Annotated in this window: 16 protein-coding genes; 1 reads left to right on the forward strand and 15 read right to left on the reverse strand. The window is 45.4% G+C overall.

Translation table 11 applies throughout. The features are described 5' to 3' along the window. Nucleotides 1-24 precede the first annotated feature (24 nt). From ACSVDE_RS15150 to ACSVDE_RS15215, 14 genes are all read right to left on the reverse strand, one after another. Complete coding sequence (locus ACSVDE_RS15150) at nucleotides 25-885, reverse strand: F0F1 ATP synthase subunit gamma (protein WP_439301698.1); 861 nt, start codon at nucleotides 883-885, stop codon at nucleotides 25-27. 81 nt (nucleotides 886-966) lie between these two features. Next, nucleotides 967-2475, reverse strand: a complete 1509-nt coding sequence (atpA, locus tag ACSVDE_RS15155; RefSeq protein ID WP_439301699.1) for a F0F1 ATP synthase subunit alpha — start codon at nucleotides 2473-2475, stop codon at nucleotides 967-969. Nucleotides 2476-2500: 25 nt separating this feature from the next. Then, a complete protein-coding gene (locus ACSVDE_RS15160; RefSeq protein WP_439301700.1) occupies nucleotides 2501-3049 on the reverse strand; it encodes a F0F1 ATP synthase subunit delta in 549 nt (182 codons plus the stop codon). Beyond that, nucleotides 3046-3591 carry a F0F1 ATP synthase subunit B gene (locus tag ACSVDE_RS15165; RefSeq protein ID WP_439301701.1) on the reverse strand — a complete coding sequence of 182 codons (546 nt, stop codon included), beginning with the start codon at nucleotides 3589-3591 and terminating at the stop codon, nucleotides 3046-3048. Before ACSVDE_RS15165 ends, ACSVDE_RS15160 begins: the two co-directional genes overlap by 4 nt. Before the next feature lie 77 nt (nucleotides 3592-3668). Continuing rightward, on the reverse strand, nucleotides 3669-3881 hold the full coding sequence (atpE, locus tag ACSVDE_RS15170; RefSeq protein WP_226547468.1) for a F0F1 ATP synthase subunit C: 213 nt from the start codon (nucleotides 3879-3881) through the stop codon (nucleotides 3669-3671). A 102-nt stretch (nucleotides 3882-3983) separates the two neighbouring features. After that, nucleotides 3984-4694: a F0F1 ATP synthase subunit A gene (gene atpB / locus ACSVDE_RS15175; RefSeq protein WP_439302018.1), complete on the reverse strand. Its 711-nt coding sequence runs from the start codon at nucleotides 4692-4694 to the stop codon at nucleotides 3984-3986. Between the two features lie 25 nt (nucleotides 4695-4719). Further along, nucleotides 4720-5100 carry an ATP synthase subunit I gene (locus ACSVDE_RS15180; RefSeq protein WP_439301702.1) on the reverse strand — a complete coding sequence of 127 codons (381 nt, stop codon included), beginning with the start codon at nucleotides 5098-5100 and terminating at the stop codon, nucleotides 4720-4722. Then, nucleotides 5097-5327, reverse strand: coding sequence for an AtpZ/AtpI family protein (locus ACSVDE_RS15185; protein ID WP_439301703.1), 231 nt, complete (start codon nucleotides 5325-5327; stop codon nucleotides 5097-5099). Before ACSVDE_RS15185 ends, ACSVDE_RS15180 begins: the two co-directional genes overlap by 4 nt. A 246-nt stretch (nucleotides 5328-5573) precedes the next feature. Continuing rightward, complete coding sequence (upp, locus tag ACSVDE_RS15190; RefSeq protein ID WP_226547472.1) at nucleotides 5574-6203, reverse strand: uracil phosphoribosyltransferase; 630 nt, start codon at nucleotides 6201-6203, stop codon at nucleotides 5574-5576. A gap of 384 nt (nucleotides 6204-6587) precedes the next feature. Continuing rightward, nucleotides 6588-7823, reverse strand: coding sequence for a serine hydroxymethyltransferase (glyA, locus tag ACSVDE_RS15195; RefSeq protein ID WP_439301704.1), 1236 nt, complete (start codon nucleotides 7821-7823; stop codon nucleotides 6588-6590). Between the two features lie 517 nt (nucleotides 7824-8340). Then, a complete protein-coding gene (locus tag ACSVDE_RS15200; protein WP_439301705.1) occupies nucleotides 8341-8913 on the reverse strand; it encodes a TIGR01440 family protein in 573 nt (190 codons plus the stop codon). Nucleotides 8914-8961: 48 nt separating this feature from the next. Beyond that, the gene (gene rpiB, locus ACSVDE_RS15205; RefSeq protein WP_439301706.1) at nucleotides 8962-9411 is read right to left on the reverse strand and encodes a ribose 5-phosphate isomerase B; all 450 of its coding nucleotides are present in this window, start codon (nucleotides 9409-9411) and stop codon (nucleotides 8962-8964) included. A 111-nt stretch (nucleotides 9412-9522) separates the two neighbouring features. Next, on the reverse strand, nucleotides 9523-10116 hold the full coding sequence (locus ACSVDE_RS15210) for a low molecular weight protein arginine phosphatase (protein ID WP_439301707.1): 594 nt from the start codon (nucleotides 10114-10116) through the stop codon (nucleotides 9523-9525). 277 nt (nucleotides 10117-10393) lie between these two features. Then, complete coding sequence (locus tag ACSVDE_RS15215; protein WP_439302019.1) at nucleotides 10394-10903, reverse strand: manganese efflux pump MntP; 510 nt, start codon at nucleotides 10901-10903, stop codon at nucleotides 10394-10396. 225 nt (nucleotides 10904-11128) lie between these two features. On the opposite strand from ACSVDE_RS15215, the gene ACSVDE_RS15220 reads away from it, so the two are divergent. Next, complete coding sequence (locus ACSVDE_RS15220) at nucleotides 11129-13330, forward strand: PAS domain S-box protein (RefSeq protein ID WP_439301708.1); 2202 nt, start codon at nucleotides 11129-11131, stop codon at nucleotides 13328-13330. A gap of 20 nt (nucleotides 13331-13350) precedes the next feature. Here ACSVDE_RS15220 and ACSVDE_RS15225 read toward each other — a convergent pair whose 3' ends face one another. Further along, nucleotides 13351-14403 (reverse strand): L-threonylcarbamoyladenylate synthase, encoded by a 1053-nt coding sequence (locus ACSVDE_RS15225; protein ID WP_439302020.1) that lies wholly within the window; start codon nucleotides 14401-14403, stop codon nucleotides 13351-13353. Nucleotides 14404-14411: the final 8 nt, after the last annotated feature.

A 14411-nucleotide genomic window follows, 5' to 3' on the forward strand; every position in this document is an offset into this window, starting at 1 on the left:
TTTCTGACCACATGGTCGAAAGGTCTATTCAAGCGCAGCTGCTCCACCAACGATCTCGGTGATCTCTTGTGTGATCGCTGCCTGACGTGCACGGTTGTAGGAAAGCGTAAGACTGCCGATAATATCGTCTGCATTATCCGTCGCACTCTTCATCGCTGTCATACGAGAAGCATGTTCACTTGCTTTCGCATCCAGTAAAGCACCATAAATCAAGCTTTCCGCATACTGAGGAAGCAATTCTTCAAGAATTTCTTCTTCAGATGGCTCGTATTCATAGGAGCTTTTCGCCTTTTCCTCTCCTGCGATGTCAGAAAGTGGCAACAACTTCTTTTCTGTGAGGTCCTGTTGGATCGCACTCACATAATGGTTGTAGTACATGTACAGCTCATCGTACTCTTCGTCCGCGAATCGTTTCACAGCTTCACTTGCAATGGATTTGATTTCCGCAAATTCAGGTTGGTCATCAATTCCTACAATGCTGTCAAGGACAGGCATGTTGCGGTTTTTGAAGAAGCTGAGTCCGACTTTACCGACGACGATGATCGTATACTCATCAGTCGACTTATGTCGTTCTTTGATCGTACGGAACACGTGACGAAGGACGTTACTGTTGTATGGACCGGCTAGGCCTCGGTCTGAAGTGATGACGAGGTATCCAGTCTTTTTGACAGGTCGAGATTGAAGCATTGGGTGACGGGCATTTGAGCTGCCACTTGCAATACCAGATACGACCTCTTGGATTTTATCCATGTAAGGTACGAAGGATTTCGCATTGTTTTCAGCCTGGTTCAATTTCGCAGCTGAAACCATCTCCATCGCTTTCGTAATTTGTTTCGTCTTTTTCGTAGAATTAATACGCGTTTTTATATCACGTAACGATGCCACTCGTTTCACCACCTTTATAAAGGGGACGAAATGGTGTCCGTCCCATTATGATCCGTTTGAAAGCGTCGGTTGATCTAAAAATTACTCAGATACAACGAACGTTTTCTTGAATTCGTTGATTGCGTTATTGAAGTCGTCTTCTTCAGGAAGGTTTCCAGTTTCACGGATTCCAGCAAGCAATTCCTTACGGTTATGATCTAACCAAGTATGGTATTCTGCTTCGAAACGTGTGATATCTTCAACTGGAATATCGTCTAAGAAGCCGCGCGTCAACGCATAAAGGCTGGCAACCTGCTTTTCAACAGCAAGTGGCTTGTGAAGGCCTTGCTTCAATACTTCAACCGTACGAGCACCACGGTTCAATTTCGCTTGAGTCGCTTTATCAAGGTCAGATCCAAATTGTGCGAATGCTTCTAGCTCACGGTAAGATGCCAAGTCAAGACGTAGCGTACCGGATACTTTCTTCATCGCTTTGATTTGTGCGGATCCTCCAACACGGGATACGGATAGACCTGCGTTTACCGCTGGACGTACACCGGAGAAGAAGAGATCGGATTGCAAGAAGATCTGTCCGTCTGTAATCGAGATAACGTTTGTCGGGATATAAGCCGAAACGTCACCCGCTTGTGTTTCGATGAATGGAAGGGCAGTAAGTGAACCTCCGCCTTTCGCATCACTCAACTTCGCTGCACGCTCTAGTAAGCGAGAGTGTAGGTAGAAGACATCCCCTGGGAATGCTTCACGACCTGGAGGACGACGAAGTAGTAGTGACAGTTCACGGTATGCAGCCGCTTGTTTAGAAAGATCATCATAGATCAACAATACGTGCTTACCGTTGTACATGAATTCTTCACCCATTGTTACCCCAGCATATGGAGCAAGGTAAAGAAGTGGAGCTGGTTGGGACGCACTCGCTGTTACGACGATTGTGTAATCAAGTGCTCCGTGCTCACGTAGTGTTTCAACAACACCTGCAACCGTTGATTCTTTCTGACCGATTGCAACGTAGATACAAATCATATCTTCGTCTTTTTGGTTCAAGATCGTGTCGATTGCGATTGCTGTTTTACCTGTTTGACGGTCTCCGATGATCAACTCACGCTGACCACGACCGATCGGAATAAGGGAGTCGATCGCCTTGATTCCTGTTTGAAGCGGCTCGTGTACGGATTTACGATCCATAACACCTGGTGCCGGACTTTCGATTGGACGAGTTTTGGAAGTCTCAATTGCACCCTTACCATCAACTGGTTGTCCAAGAGAGTTAACGACACGTCCTAGAAGTTCTTCACCTACAGGTACCTCCATGATACGGCCTGTACGCTTCACTTCATCGCCTTCACGGATATCGACATAAGGTCCAAGGATGATGATACCGACGTTGTTTTCCTCAAGGTTTTGGGCCATACCCATTACACCGTTGGAGAATTCAACGAGCTCACCAGCCATGACATTGTCTAATCCATGGACACGTGCGATTCCGTCACCGACTTGGATGACAGTACCGACATCACTTACTTCTATTTCAGAAGAATAGTTTTCAATTTGTTGTTTAATTAGCGAACTAATTTCTTCCGCTTTTATGCTCATGAATTTCACCCCTATCGTACTCGTCTCACTCGGAGACTAATTGACGTTGAATTCGGTTCAACTTACCACTAACACTTCCGTCGAAGATACGGTTACCGATTTTGACTTTGATCCCACCGATCAAGTCTTGATCGATTACGTTTTCGACGCGAAGTTCTTTGACGTTGATACGTTCAGAGAATGTTCTGGAGATCTCCTGTTGCTCTTCTTCAGTAAGAAGGCGGACGGAGTAGACCGTAGCATCTGCAATGCCGCGCTCTTCATTCGCCAGTAAGATGTATTGGTCGACCATATTCGGAATCATTGCTTCGCGTTTACGGTCTACCATCAATAAAATCGTATTGTGAACAGGTTCAGAAACTTCAGATCCGATCACCTTCGAAAGCAAGCTTTTCTTGTCTTCGGCAGAGATTTTCGGATGGTTCAAGATGGTGAGTAACTTCTCATTCTCTTCGATGATGGATTGAACGCTGCGAAGCTCTTTTTCGACTTGATCAAGAGAGCCTTTCTCTTTTACAACATCAAATAGAGCTGCTGCGTATCGCTTTGCTACAGATTCTGTGTCCTTGCTCATCGACCTTCGCCTACCTCTTTAAGATAATCATTCACAAGTTTCTGTTGAGCTTGCTCATCCAATTCCTTGGTGATTACCTTAGAAGCAATTTGTACAGAAAGTGTTGCAACTTCATTACGCAACGTTTGTACAGCTTGCTCTTTTTCACGGTCGATTTCAGAAAGTGCAGATTCCTTCATGCGGTTTGCTTCTTCACGAGCAGCGCGAAGGATGTCCTCACCTTGTTGCTCACCTTGCTTCTTAGCTGCTTCGATCAATGCTTGTGCTTCTTTACGTGCTTCTTTCAAAGCCGCAGTCTGCTCATCTAAGTATGACTGAGCTTCTTTTCGGCTTTTTTCAGCTTCGTTTATTTCGTTAGAGATATGCTCTTCACGCTTTTTCATGATGCCCATCAATGGACCCCATGCATATTTACGCAGTAAGAAAAGTAAAACGATGAACGCTAGTAACTGGAACAGGATATCTCCTGTATTAACACCGGCACCCGCACCCAAAACAAGATTGTCAGGATTCAAGAAATGCACAGCGGTTCCTCCCTTCATTGGTCATACATAAGGAATGGCGAGGTCTCACACAGACTTCGCCATTATGAAAACTTCGGTAGAATCGTTACTCGTTATTAACCACCAAGTACGATGAACGCGATAACGACACCGATGATTGGAAGTGCCTCAACTAGTGCGATACCGATGAACATTGTTGTTTGAAGCGTACCACGCAATTCTGGTTGACGAGCGATTCCTTCAACTGTACGTCCTACGATAAGACCGTTACCTACACCGGCACCAATTGCCGCTAGACCTACTGCAATTGCAGCTGCGATTAAATTCATTTAAATTTCCTCCTTGGAATTGTATTATTTTATAATTTCTTCCCATTATGGGGTTGTACACAGAGTTAAAATTGAACCTTTTACTGTAGAGCTTTGTGAGCTCTAGTGTTCATCACTGACTTTATGTGCCATGTAAACCATTGTCAGCATTGTAAAAATGAATGCCTGGATGACACCGACAAAGATACTGAATCCTTGCCACACCATCATCGGTAGGAAGGATAAGACCCCTGCAAAAATTCCTGCAGTACCAGCTCCTGCTAACAAGGCTAGCAATACTTCACCGGCATAAATGTTACCGTAAAGTCGAAGACCTAGTGTCAACGTGTTGGCGAATTCCTCAATGATTTTCAAAGGGAACATAAATTTCATCGGTTTGAAGAATTCACTACCGTATGATTTAGTTCCTTTCACTTTGATCGCGTAGAAGTGAGTCAATACGACTACCATTACAGCGAGTGTCAATGTGATGGTTGGATCAGCTGTTGGTGATTTCCACCAAAGCTCATGATCGATCGCGATTGCAAACGGAAGTCCTAACATGTTCGAGACGAATATGTACATGATAATCGTCAAACCTAGTGTCAAGAATCGACCTCCAGTCTTCCAGTCCATGGTGCTGTTGATGATTCCTTTTACAAAATCGATCAGCCATTCCATGAAGTTCTGCATACCAGATGGACGCATTTGCAAACTACGTGAGCCGAGTACGGCAATGATGAACACAATTACAGAAGCAATCGTAATCATCAGGATGTTCGATGGGTTAAAAGTTAAACCTAATAGTTCAAGATGTGGCGCTTCGTGTTCCAATTCTTTCACCTCTCTTCCCCAAAGTTCAGTTTCGTTTTGATGCAAAGTAAAAATCTATCAACATGATGAGATATATCATGAGTAAACCTACGACTACGGAAATCAAGTCAAAGTATTCAGGAAATCGGGTCGCGACCAGAACGGCAAGCCCGGCGGTCATCAACCTGGATAAGGAGCCCATCGTCCGAACCTTCGTGCCTTCAACGACAGCTTGTCCGACGCGGTCGATCTTGCGATGCATCGACCATACGTTCAGAATGCTCACAGCAATTCCCAACAACAGTCCGAGAAAGACTGTTTTGTAGCTTGTGAACCCCCAACCTAGTACGAAAATCGAAGCTAAGTATAGTCCGTATTTTATGTATCGACGGAACGCATTGTTGTAAGTTGAGAGGTTTTCGGTCATTGTTCGCCTTCTTCTCCAAAAAATCGCTGAATTAACTTGATGGTCCCGTAAACTCCTGCTGCCAAGCCAAGAAACAGTCCGATGATCATAAGAAACGGTGCTGTGTCAAAGGTACGATCCAACCACATGCCTCCGAAAATGCCGACCAGAATGGTACCGACGAGTTGCGAGAGGATTCCAGACATGAGAGCCATTGAATGAAAGGGTGATCGTTTATCAGTGCGCATTTGCCGCACCCCTTTTCTTTGGACTTGATTTTGAGGTCATCAGGTGAGTCAATTCCTGATTATTTTGTGGAGTATTTTACGAGATTCGGATGTAGCGAAAAAGCTTTATATGATGCGTATGAAAACCTTATCATACATCCTTTGTAAGAATACTATAGCCACTAGTACATGTCAATTGCGTTACAGGCAATTTCTATGGTAAGATTTGAAAACTTTTTGAACCTTTTGGCTTTATGTTTTCAACGTTTATTTCGTACCGAACAAACGGTCTCCTGCATCACCTAAACCTGGTACGATGTACCCCTTTTCGTTCAGGTATTCATCAAGCGCTCCGAGATAGATGTCAACATCAGGATGTGCCTCTTGGACCATTTTGACGCCTTCAGGAGCTGCGATCAGACACATGAGCTTGATATTCTGTGCGCCACGCTTTTTCAGTGACTCGATTGCTGCCACTGCAGAACCGCCTGTTGCAAGCATCGGATCGATTACGATGAGTTCACGTTCTTCAACATCACTTGGAAGCTTCACATAATACTCGACCGGTTGGAGAGTTTCAGGGTCGCGATATAATCCGACGTGCCCTACCTTTGCCGCTGGAATCAGCTTCAGGATCCCGTCGACCATTCCTAGTCCTGCACGAAGGATCGGTACCAATCCAAGCTTCTTACCCGCAATTGTATATGCTTTTGCTTCCGAAACCGGTGTTTGGACCGTTACTTCTTGGAGTGGTAATTCTCGGGTGATTTCGAATGCCATCAATGCTGCCACTTCATCGACAAGCTCACGGAATTCTTTCGTCCCTGTCGATACATCACGAATGTATGTAATCTTATGTTGGATCAGCGGGTGTTCCAGAACGTGTACTTTACTCATTCATCATCTCTCCTTCAAAAAGTTTATGAGGTTTGTAACTTGTCTTAAAACCTGAAAGAATACGAACTTAGCAGGTTTTTTGCCTCTCGAAAATTGTACAGAAAAAAGGTGTGAAGTTCAACACGAATCAGCAGGAAATAACAGGAGAAGCCAAAAACAGTACCAAAGTGATAACTGCCCAAAATGATCTGCAGTACCTCTGCAGTACTCAACTGTACCAGGTACCATTTTGTAACCCTTGTGCCGTAAGGGTTTGTATTTGGTGCCTGGCACCGATTGAAATCCCTTGTGCCCCAAGGCGTCCGAGTCGGTGCCAGGTACTGCACTTTCATTCAAATAAAAGAGGCGACCTTTGCGGGTCGCCTTTCCTATTAATATAGGGTTCTATACGTAGAGCTCATATTTTGAGGATAATTTTTCCACACGTTGTGCTGCTTCTTGTTGCTTGGCTTCGTCTTCCGGGTTGCGGAGGACGAGTGCAATGATGGATGCAATTTCCTTCATATCTTCTTGCGTGAATCCTCTTGTCGTCACAGCTGCCGTTCCAAGTCGTAGTCCACTCGTGACGAACGGGCTTTCCGGATCGAAAGGAATCGTGTTTTTGTTTGTTGTAATACCGACTTCATCTAGAAGGTGTTCGGCAACTTTACCTGTTACATTCATACCACGGACATCCACGAGCAATAAGTGATTGTCAGTACCACCCGATACAAGTGACAGCCCTTCTTCTTTTAATGCTTCACCAAGTACGCGTGCGTTGTCTATGATGTTCTTGGAGTAGTCTTTGAAGTCCTCTTGCAACGCTTCACCGAACGCTACTGCTTTCGCTGCAATGACATGCATCAATGGACCGCCCTGAATTCCAGGGAAGATCGACTTGTCGATTTTCTTCGCGAACTCTTCCTTACAGAGGATCAATCCGCCACGAGGTCCGCGCAACGTTTTATGAGTCGTAGACGTAACGAAGTCTGCATACGGAACCGGGCTCGGATGGAGACCAGTCGCGACCAATCCAGCAATATGCGCCATATCAACCATCAAGTATGCGCCGACTTCATCTGCGATTTCGCGGAACTTTTTAAAATCAATCTCTCTTGGATATGCACTAGCTCCAGCTACGATCAGCTTCGGCTGGTGTTCGCGTGCCAACGCAAGGACATCATCGTATTGAATCGTATGGTCTTTCTCATCTACACCATACTCGACAAAGTTATATAGTTTACCGCTGAAGTTGACCGGACTTCCGTGTGTCAGGTGTCCCCCGTGTGAAAGGTTCATCCCAAGCACAGTGTCTCCCGGTTCTAACACAGTAAAATAGACGCCCATGTTCGCTTGAGCCCCTGAGTGTGGCTGTACGTTCGCATGTTCCGCTCCGAACAATTTCTTCGCGCGATCTCTCGCCAGATTTTCCACGACATCGACGTACTCACATCCGCCATAGTAACGGCGTCCTGGATAGCCTTCCGCATACTTGTTTGTAAGGACGGATCCTTGTGCTTCCATGACAGCCTGGCTGACAAAGTTTTCAGATGCAATCAACTCTATCTTGTTCCGTTGACGACCTAGTTCATCCTGTATCGAATTGAATAGTTCTGCATCTTGCTTCTTAAGTTGTTCCATGGTTTCACTCCTTTACTGACCTCAACTGCATTTTTTCGAAATTTCACAACAAATCTATTTTATCATTATTACAATAGTCCTGTAATGGTAAACTCTTATTTTTAAAACTAAGTAGAGGATTCAAGGTGTTGGAAGGCAAAAGAGTTAGCTATAGTGCCTTGAGGGCTAGCGCTATTTTGGGAAGGATCAGCCCTCTATCCTTCCCGAAATGTGTGCTTACCTCACTTTGGGGCAGGATAAGTCCTCTATCCTTCCCGAAATGCTATGCTTACTCCACTTTGGGGCAGGATAGCGCTCTTATTCATTACCTTCATTCCTGTTTTTTGCTCCGATAGGGATGATTAGCATCTATTCATTACCATCAACCCTGTTTTTCGCTCCGTTAGGGATGAATAGCCTCTATTCATTACTATCAATCCAGTTTTCCTCTCTAATAGGGATGAATAACTCAATCGACCCCTCTTCCTACCAATATAAAAAGCCGATCCAGCACACTGGATCGGCCTCCTTATTGAAATCAACAGGATGTGAGTTCTTCTTTAGATGGATAGACCGCTCTTTCGCCGCCAATCAGCTTCGGTCGGGTCCGTGCAAGCGTGACGTGTGCATGCCCGATGGACTTCACCTTAGACCGCACCGGTACAGCAACATGTTTCAGGTGCATACCGATGAACGTATCCCCGATATCGATGCCAGCATCAGCAGTAATATGCTCAACGACGACCGGATCATTCAAGTGGTGATACGCATAAGTGGATAGCGCTCCACCAGCGGACCTTACCGGAATGACCGTGACGATCTCATAACCTCTTTGTTCAGCAGTTTCTCGCTCCATCACTAATGCGCGGTTTAAATGTTCACAACATTGAAAGGCAATTTGGACATTCGTTTTATTACGGAATTGAGTGATCCCTTCGAACAACTGAGACGCGACATCCATCGTACCGGACGTCCCGATCTCTTCACCTAAGACCTCACTCGTACTAGCTCCGATAACCAACAGATGGTTCGATGACAACGGTGTTGCTTGCTCCAGATCCTCCAAGGCTTCCACCACTTGAGGTTGAATCTGATGCAGTGTTTCGTCCATTCTACTCTTCCTTTCTCTATTCCCCTTAGTTTAAGGTAAAGCTGTGAATCACTCAGCGCCCATCGTTTCAACGTCTTTAATTTTGTTTACGCGTCGCTCGTGGCGTCCGCCTTCAAATTCCGTTTGAAGCCATACTTTCGCAATTTCTTTTGCAATGCCAGGTCCGACAATTCGTTCACCCATCGCTAGAACGTTTGAATCATTGTGAAGGCGTGTCACCTTAGCGCTGAACAGATCATGGACTAGTGCACAACGAACACCTTTTACCTTGTTCGCTGTAATGGACATGCCAATTCCTGTCCCACAAATCAAGATGCCACGATCTACTTCGCCGTTAGACACTTTCTCAGCGACTGGAAGGGCGTAGTCCGGATAGTCGACTGAATCTTCACAGTTGCAGCCAACGTCCTCATATTCAACACCCAACTCATCCATTACTTCTTTTATATCTTCTTTAATTTTGTAACCTGCATGGTCACTACCAATTGCTACTTTCATTGCATGAAGCCTCCAGTGATTTGATGTTTGTCTTCATTGTAAAGGGAACGTGAACAGACTTTCAACTGGTCTGATTCCCTATCCTTGTTATCGCAGGTTTCTCAGATTATTTCAACTATATTTTTCAGCCAACTTTTGTACGAGTTCGTCCAATTCCTCGTACGTTTGACAATATACGTCTTTCGAGCCACCGAATGGATCCGAAACATCCATAGAAGGCATGGTACGTTCGATTTTCTGAGCTTCTTTCATCTTGGTTTCCATTTCCCTCATGAGCGCCTGACGCTTGTGTTCATCACTGTTCCCAAGGTCGTACAGCTCCATTCGGATTTGGCCGATTTTGTCATAAATCTGCTCCAATTTGTCTAACGTTTCCTTCTCTGCTAATACATGCTCTTTTAATGTAAAAATGTGTCCAATCTTGGATGGGAATTGAGAAAGGATTGCCTGCTTATGTTGGCCAGTCATCGTCAGCACCAGGTCTGCCCATTCGACGAGCTCTGCTGTCAGTGGTTGTGACTGGTGATTGATTTCTATTCCTTGATCTTGTAAAACTTCGATCGACTGACGGCTCGCAGGACTTCCGTTCGAGGCAAAAATGCCTGCCGAGCGCACTTGGATGGAGTCGTCCGAGCGGTGGCGTAAGATCGCTTCCGCCATCGGGCTTCGGCATGTGTTTCCAGTGCATACGAATAAGATGTTCATGTAAAGCCTCCTAGTGGTAGCTTGTGAGTTTTGCTCTGTGTTTATTACTTTTTATTTTAATGGATGAGTGTTGGGCGGTTCAACTCTAAGAGCACTTCATGCCCTCCATACTTGGCCTCTAAAATAAGGAGCTTCAAGTCAACTTGGCTCCTTATTCTTCTCACCCAAGCTTATTTCCGCTCCGCGTCCATAACTTTTTTATGGAGGGCATTGAGGATTATTCATAGAAGGTCACTTTCCGCACTTTCTTTAAAGCCTTATATAAATATAACGCGTGTCACCACAGCAGCTTCAATCCAAAGGATAGGAGGATGCATCCGCCGAGGGCTTCTCCGTAGGATCCGAACCATTTTTGGGTTTTCCGTCCGATCAATAACCCGAGCCAGGTCAATCCCATACTGATGACGCCGAATAAGAAAATCGTCATGACGACTTTCGCACCAAAAATCCCAAGGCTCAAGCCGACTGAAAAGCTGTCCAAACTGACACTCAGCGCAAATAGCCAGACACCAAAGCCTCTAGGTGTGATGAAGGGCTCATCGTTCGAGCGTAAAGAGGAAACGATCATCTGGATGCCGAGTATGATCAACAGAACTCCGCCAATCAGTGTTGCGATGTTGCCGAAATGGACGGTCAGCTGCTTCCCTACAGTCATTCCGAGTAGGGGCATGACCATATGGAAAATGCCGATCAGAATACCGATTTTCAAAATTTGCTTGAGCCTGAGGGTGATCATCCCCATCCCTAATCCCATTGAAAAAGCATCCATACCTAAAGCAAGCGCCATGATCGTCAGTGTAAGAAATTCCCCAACTACCGGTATACCCAAGATTGTCCTCCCCCTTTATCCCTAATTCAACGTATGCATGTCTACTTGGGATTAGACATTTCTTCCATTTCATAGGAAGAAATCTTCAGAGGACGAAGGAAATGAGCGTATAATCGGGAATGTATTACGGAGAGATCGATTTAATCAACTACCTAATTGAAATTAGCCGAGCGGAGGATCAGCATGCAGGAATTCAACGGAAATCGTACACATCTGAATAGAGCTATGTCTTCAACTCTTACATCAGCTGGACTCGGAGTGAAGAATCAAGTTCGGGACAGCTTGATGTTCCTCGTTGAAAAAGATGGAGATACCTTTCGTTTTCTCACATGCAAAGGTGTGCTTCTTCAAAAATTCGGTTTTGAAACGGATGATTTTACAGGGAAATGCATAGAAGATTGCTTACCTATGGAAGTCGCCATGCGCAGAGTCATTTCATATAACCGCGCTTGGGAAGGAGATGCGGTCACTTATGAAGATGAGGTGAACGGAATTCCTTATCTGGGATCCGTCTCCCCTGTCTGTGATGAGAATGGCAATGTTCTGCAATTGCAAGGTTTCTGCGTGGACATCAGCGAAAAGATAAAGGTAGAAAAGCAACTCGATAAACGCGAGAATTATTTCCACACTTTGATTGAGAACCATCCAGATGGCATTTTTACATTAAATAAAGATGGGGAGTTCGACTTCATCAATTCTGTGACGAGCCTGATTGGTGGCTACGAGGAAGATGAGCTTGCGGATCATCCGTTCATGCCCCTGATTGTCCCTGAAGAAAGAGACCGTGCTGCCGACTATTTTCAGCGGTCCTTGAATGGAGAAGTTTTAGACTTTGAGACGGTCATCATGCATAAGAAAGGTCATCGACTCTACATACACGTTACGACCATTCCGATCCTCATCGAGAATGAGGTTCATATCATATACGGTATCGTGAAGGATATTACGGAACAAAAGAGAAATGAGCGTGAGGTCCATTTTCTGAAAGACCGGATTTCCTCCATGATTGAACACTCTGCGGATTCCATTGCAATCTTCGACCGAAACAATCGCTTGATCCGAGCAAACCCGGCGTTCGAGCATTTTTTCGGCTGGAAAGAAGATGAACTGATTGAGAAATCCATCCCTTACGTCCCAGAGGAAAGTAAGGACCACTATCTAGAAACGGTTCAACAGGTTCTAGAAGGGAAAAAATTCACAGGCATCGAGACGACGCGAATCAAAAAGGACGGCTCGCGATTTTATGTAAGTGTGTCCTTATCACCGCTAGAAGACGAAAACGGAAACATCATCGGATACTCCGCCATCACGAGGGATATCCATACCCAGCGGATTGCGCAGGATGAGCTCCGGAACAAGAACGAACAATACAAAATCATAACCGAGCACACGATGGACTTGATCAACGTGTTCGATCCGGATGGACAAATCAAATACTCTTCTCCCTCCCATCAATCGATTTTGGGGTATCAAAAAGGAGAATTCACTCAAACTCAATGGACCCAGCTCGTCCATCCAGAAGACCTACCAGATTTGTTGGAAGCGATTGAACAATTGAAGCAGACGAAGGAATCTTTGAAAATGGAAATTCGCTTGAGAAAAGCGGGCGGAGATTATATCATTCTAGAAAGTTATGGGACAGCGGTCGTCAATTGTCAAAGTGAACTGGATTCCATCGTGACGATCTCAAGGGACATTACAGAACGGAAGCAAACTGAGGATTTTCTCAGAAAGTCTGAAAAACTCGCAGTACTGGGGCAATTGGCAGCTGGAATCGCACATGAAATCCGAAACCCACTCACTTCCTTGAAAGGTTTCACCCATCTGCTGAAAGCGAACGCTCGGAGTGAGGAAAGCGAATACTATCAAATCATGCTTTCAGAGCTTGAAAGAATTAATACGATCGTCGGGGAATTCATGATGCTTGCGAAACCTCAGCCGAAAAATGTGAAAAAGAACGATGTAAGACGCATTCTACAGGAAGCTGCAGCACTTTTGGAAGCCCAGGCTAACTTGCACAATATCCAGTTCATCCTTGATTTTGATTCAGATTTAATTATAGATTGTGAAGCCGACCAGCTAAAGCAAGTGTTCATCAATCTGATGAAAAATGGTATGGAGGCGATGGAGGAGAAAGGCGGGTTACTCTTTATCAAAGCGGAACGGCACGAAAACATCGTTACGATTTCGTTTACCGATGAAGGATGTGGAATACCGCAGGATCAAATTCCTAGTATCGGTGAGCCGTTCTTCACTACAAAAGAAAGAGGAACCGGACTCGGCATGATGATTTGCAACAAGATTGTAGAGAATCATAATGGAACGATTGAAATCGAGAGTGAAGTTGGAGAAGGCACAACCGTGAAATTGTCTTTCCAAGTGTAAAAAAACGGGGCTGACGTTAGTCAGTCCCGTTCCTTATGTTCAGAAATCACTTGATTTCCCGCTGCCTTCAACAGCCGGTTCATGAGCGCTTCCCCTAGCCCGTCAATCGGGTACATTTCAGCTAAAATGACATCCACTTCCGTCTCATCGAATGCTCTTAGCTGATCATAAAGCCTTTGCGCTATACCTTCGACTCGGGTCGAGGTTCCCAATGTTTTCAACACATCTGTGGATAAATGCGAAGCAAGTTCGTCACTCACAAGAATTCCGACTCTCTTCCCTTCACTTCTGAATCGATCAATGACGGATTGGAAAAAGTCGTTGGAACCTTCAATTAGGAAGAGAGGCGCATCCGGTGCGTAGTGGGTGTACTTCATCCCTGGAGATTTCGGCACTTGTTCTTTTTCAAAAAGCGCATGATCCCATGAGACGTTTTCCACAACCGATTCAAGCTGAGCTTTCGTGATGCCGCCTGGCCGAAGAATCGTAACTTGGTCGTCCGTCACTTCGACGACGGTCGACTCCAACCCAACACCAGTAGTCCCTGCATCAATGATTCCTTTGATTCTACCATTCAGGTCTTTGTCCACATGGTCACCCTTTGTCGGGCTCGGTTTTCCAGACCGGTTCGCACTTGGCGCGGCAATCGGTACCCCAGCCGCTTCAATCAAGGCAAGGGCAACAGGATGGTCGGGCATCCGCACCCCTACGCTCTCAAGTCCAGCAGTCGTTCTCTCTGCAATACTTTTGTTTTTCGGTAAAATGATCGTCAAAGGACCTGGCCAGAACGCATCCATCAGTCGTTCTGCCGTATGCGACCAGGAAGAAGCCGCTTGCTTCAACTGGTCTTGATTTGCTATATGGACAATCAGTGGATTATCGCTCGGACGTCCTTTCGCTTCGAAAATCTTTTCAATCGCTTCGTTGGAGCAAGCGTTCGCCCCCAGTCCGTAAACCGTTTCTGTAGGGAACGCGATGACCTCGCCTTCCCTCATCCACATTGCAGCCTCCTGTATCGAAGGATGCTCACGTAAGTTATCCACATTTTCCACATTCCATCTCGATGTTATCAACTGTTCCA

Origin of the sequence: Pseudalkalibacillus sp. Hm43 (assembly GCF_051842935.1) — a bacterium.
Taxonomy (GTDB): domain Bacteria; phylum Bacillota; class Bacilli; order Bacillales; family Fictibacillaceae; genus Pseudalkalibacillus.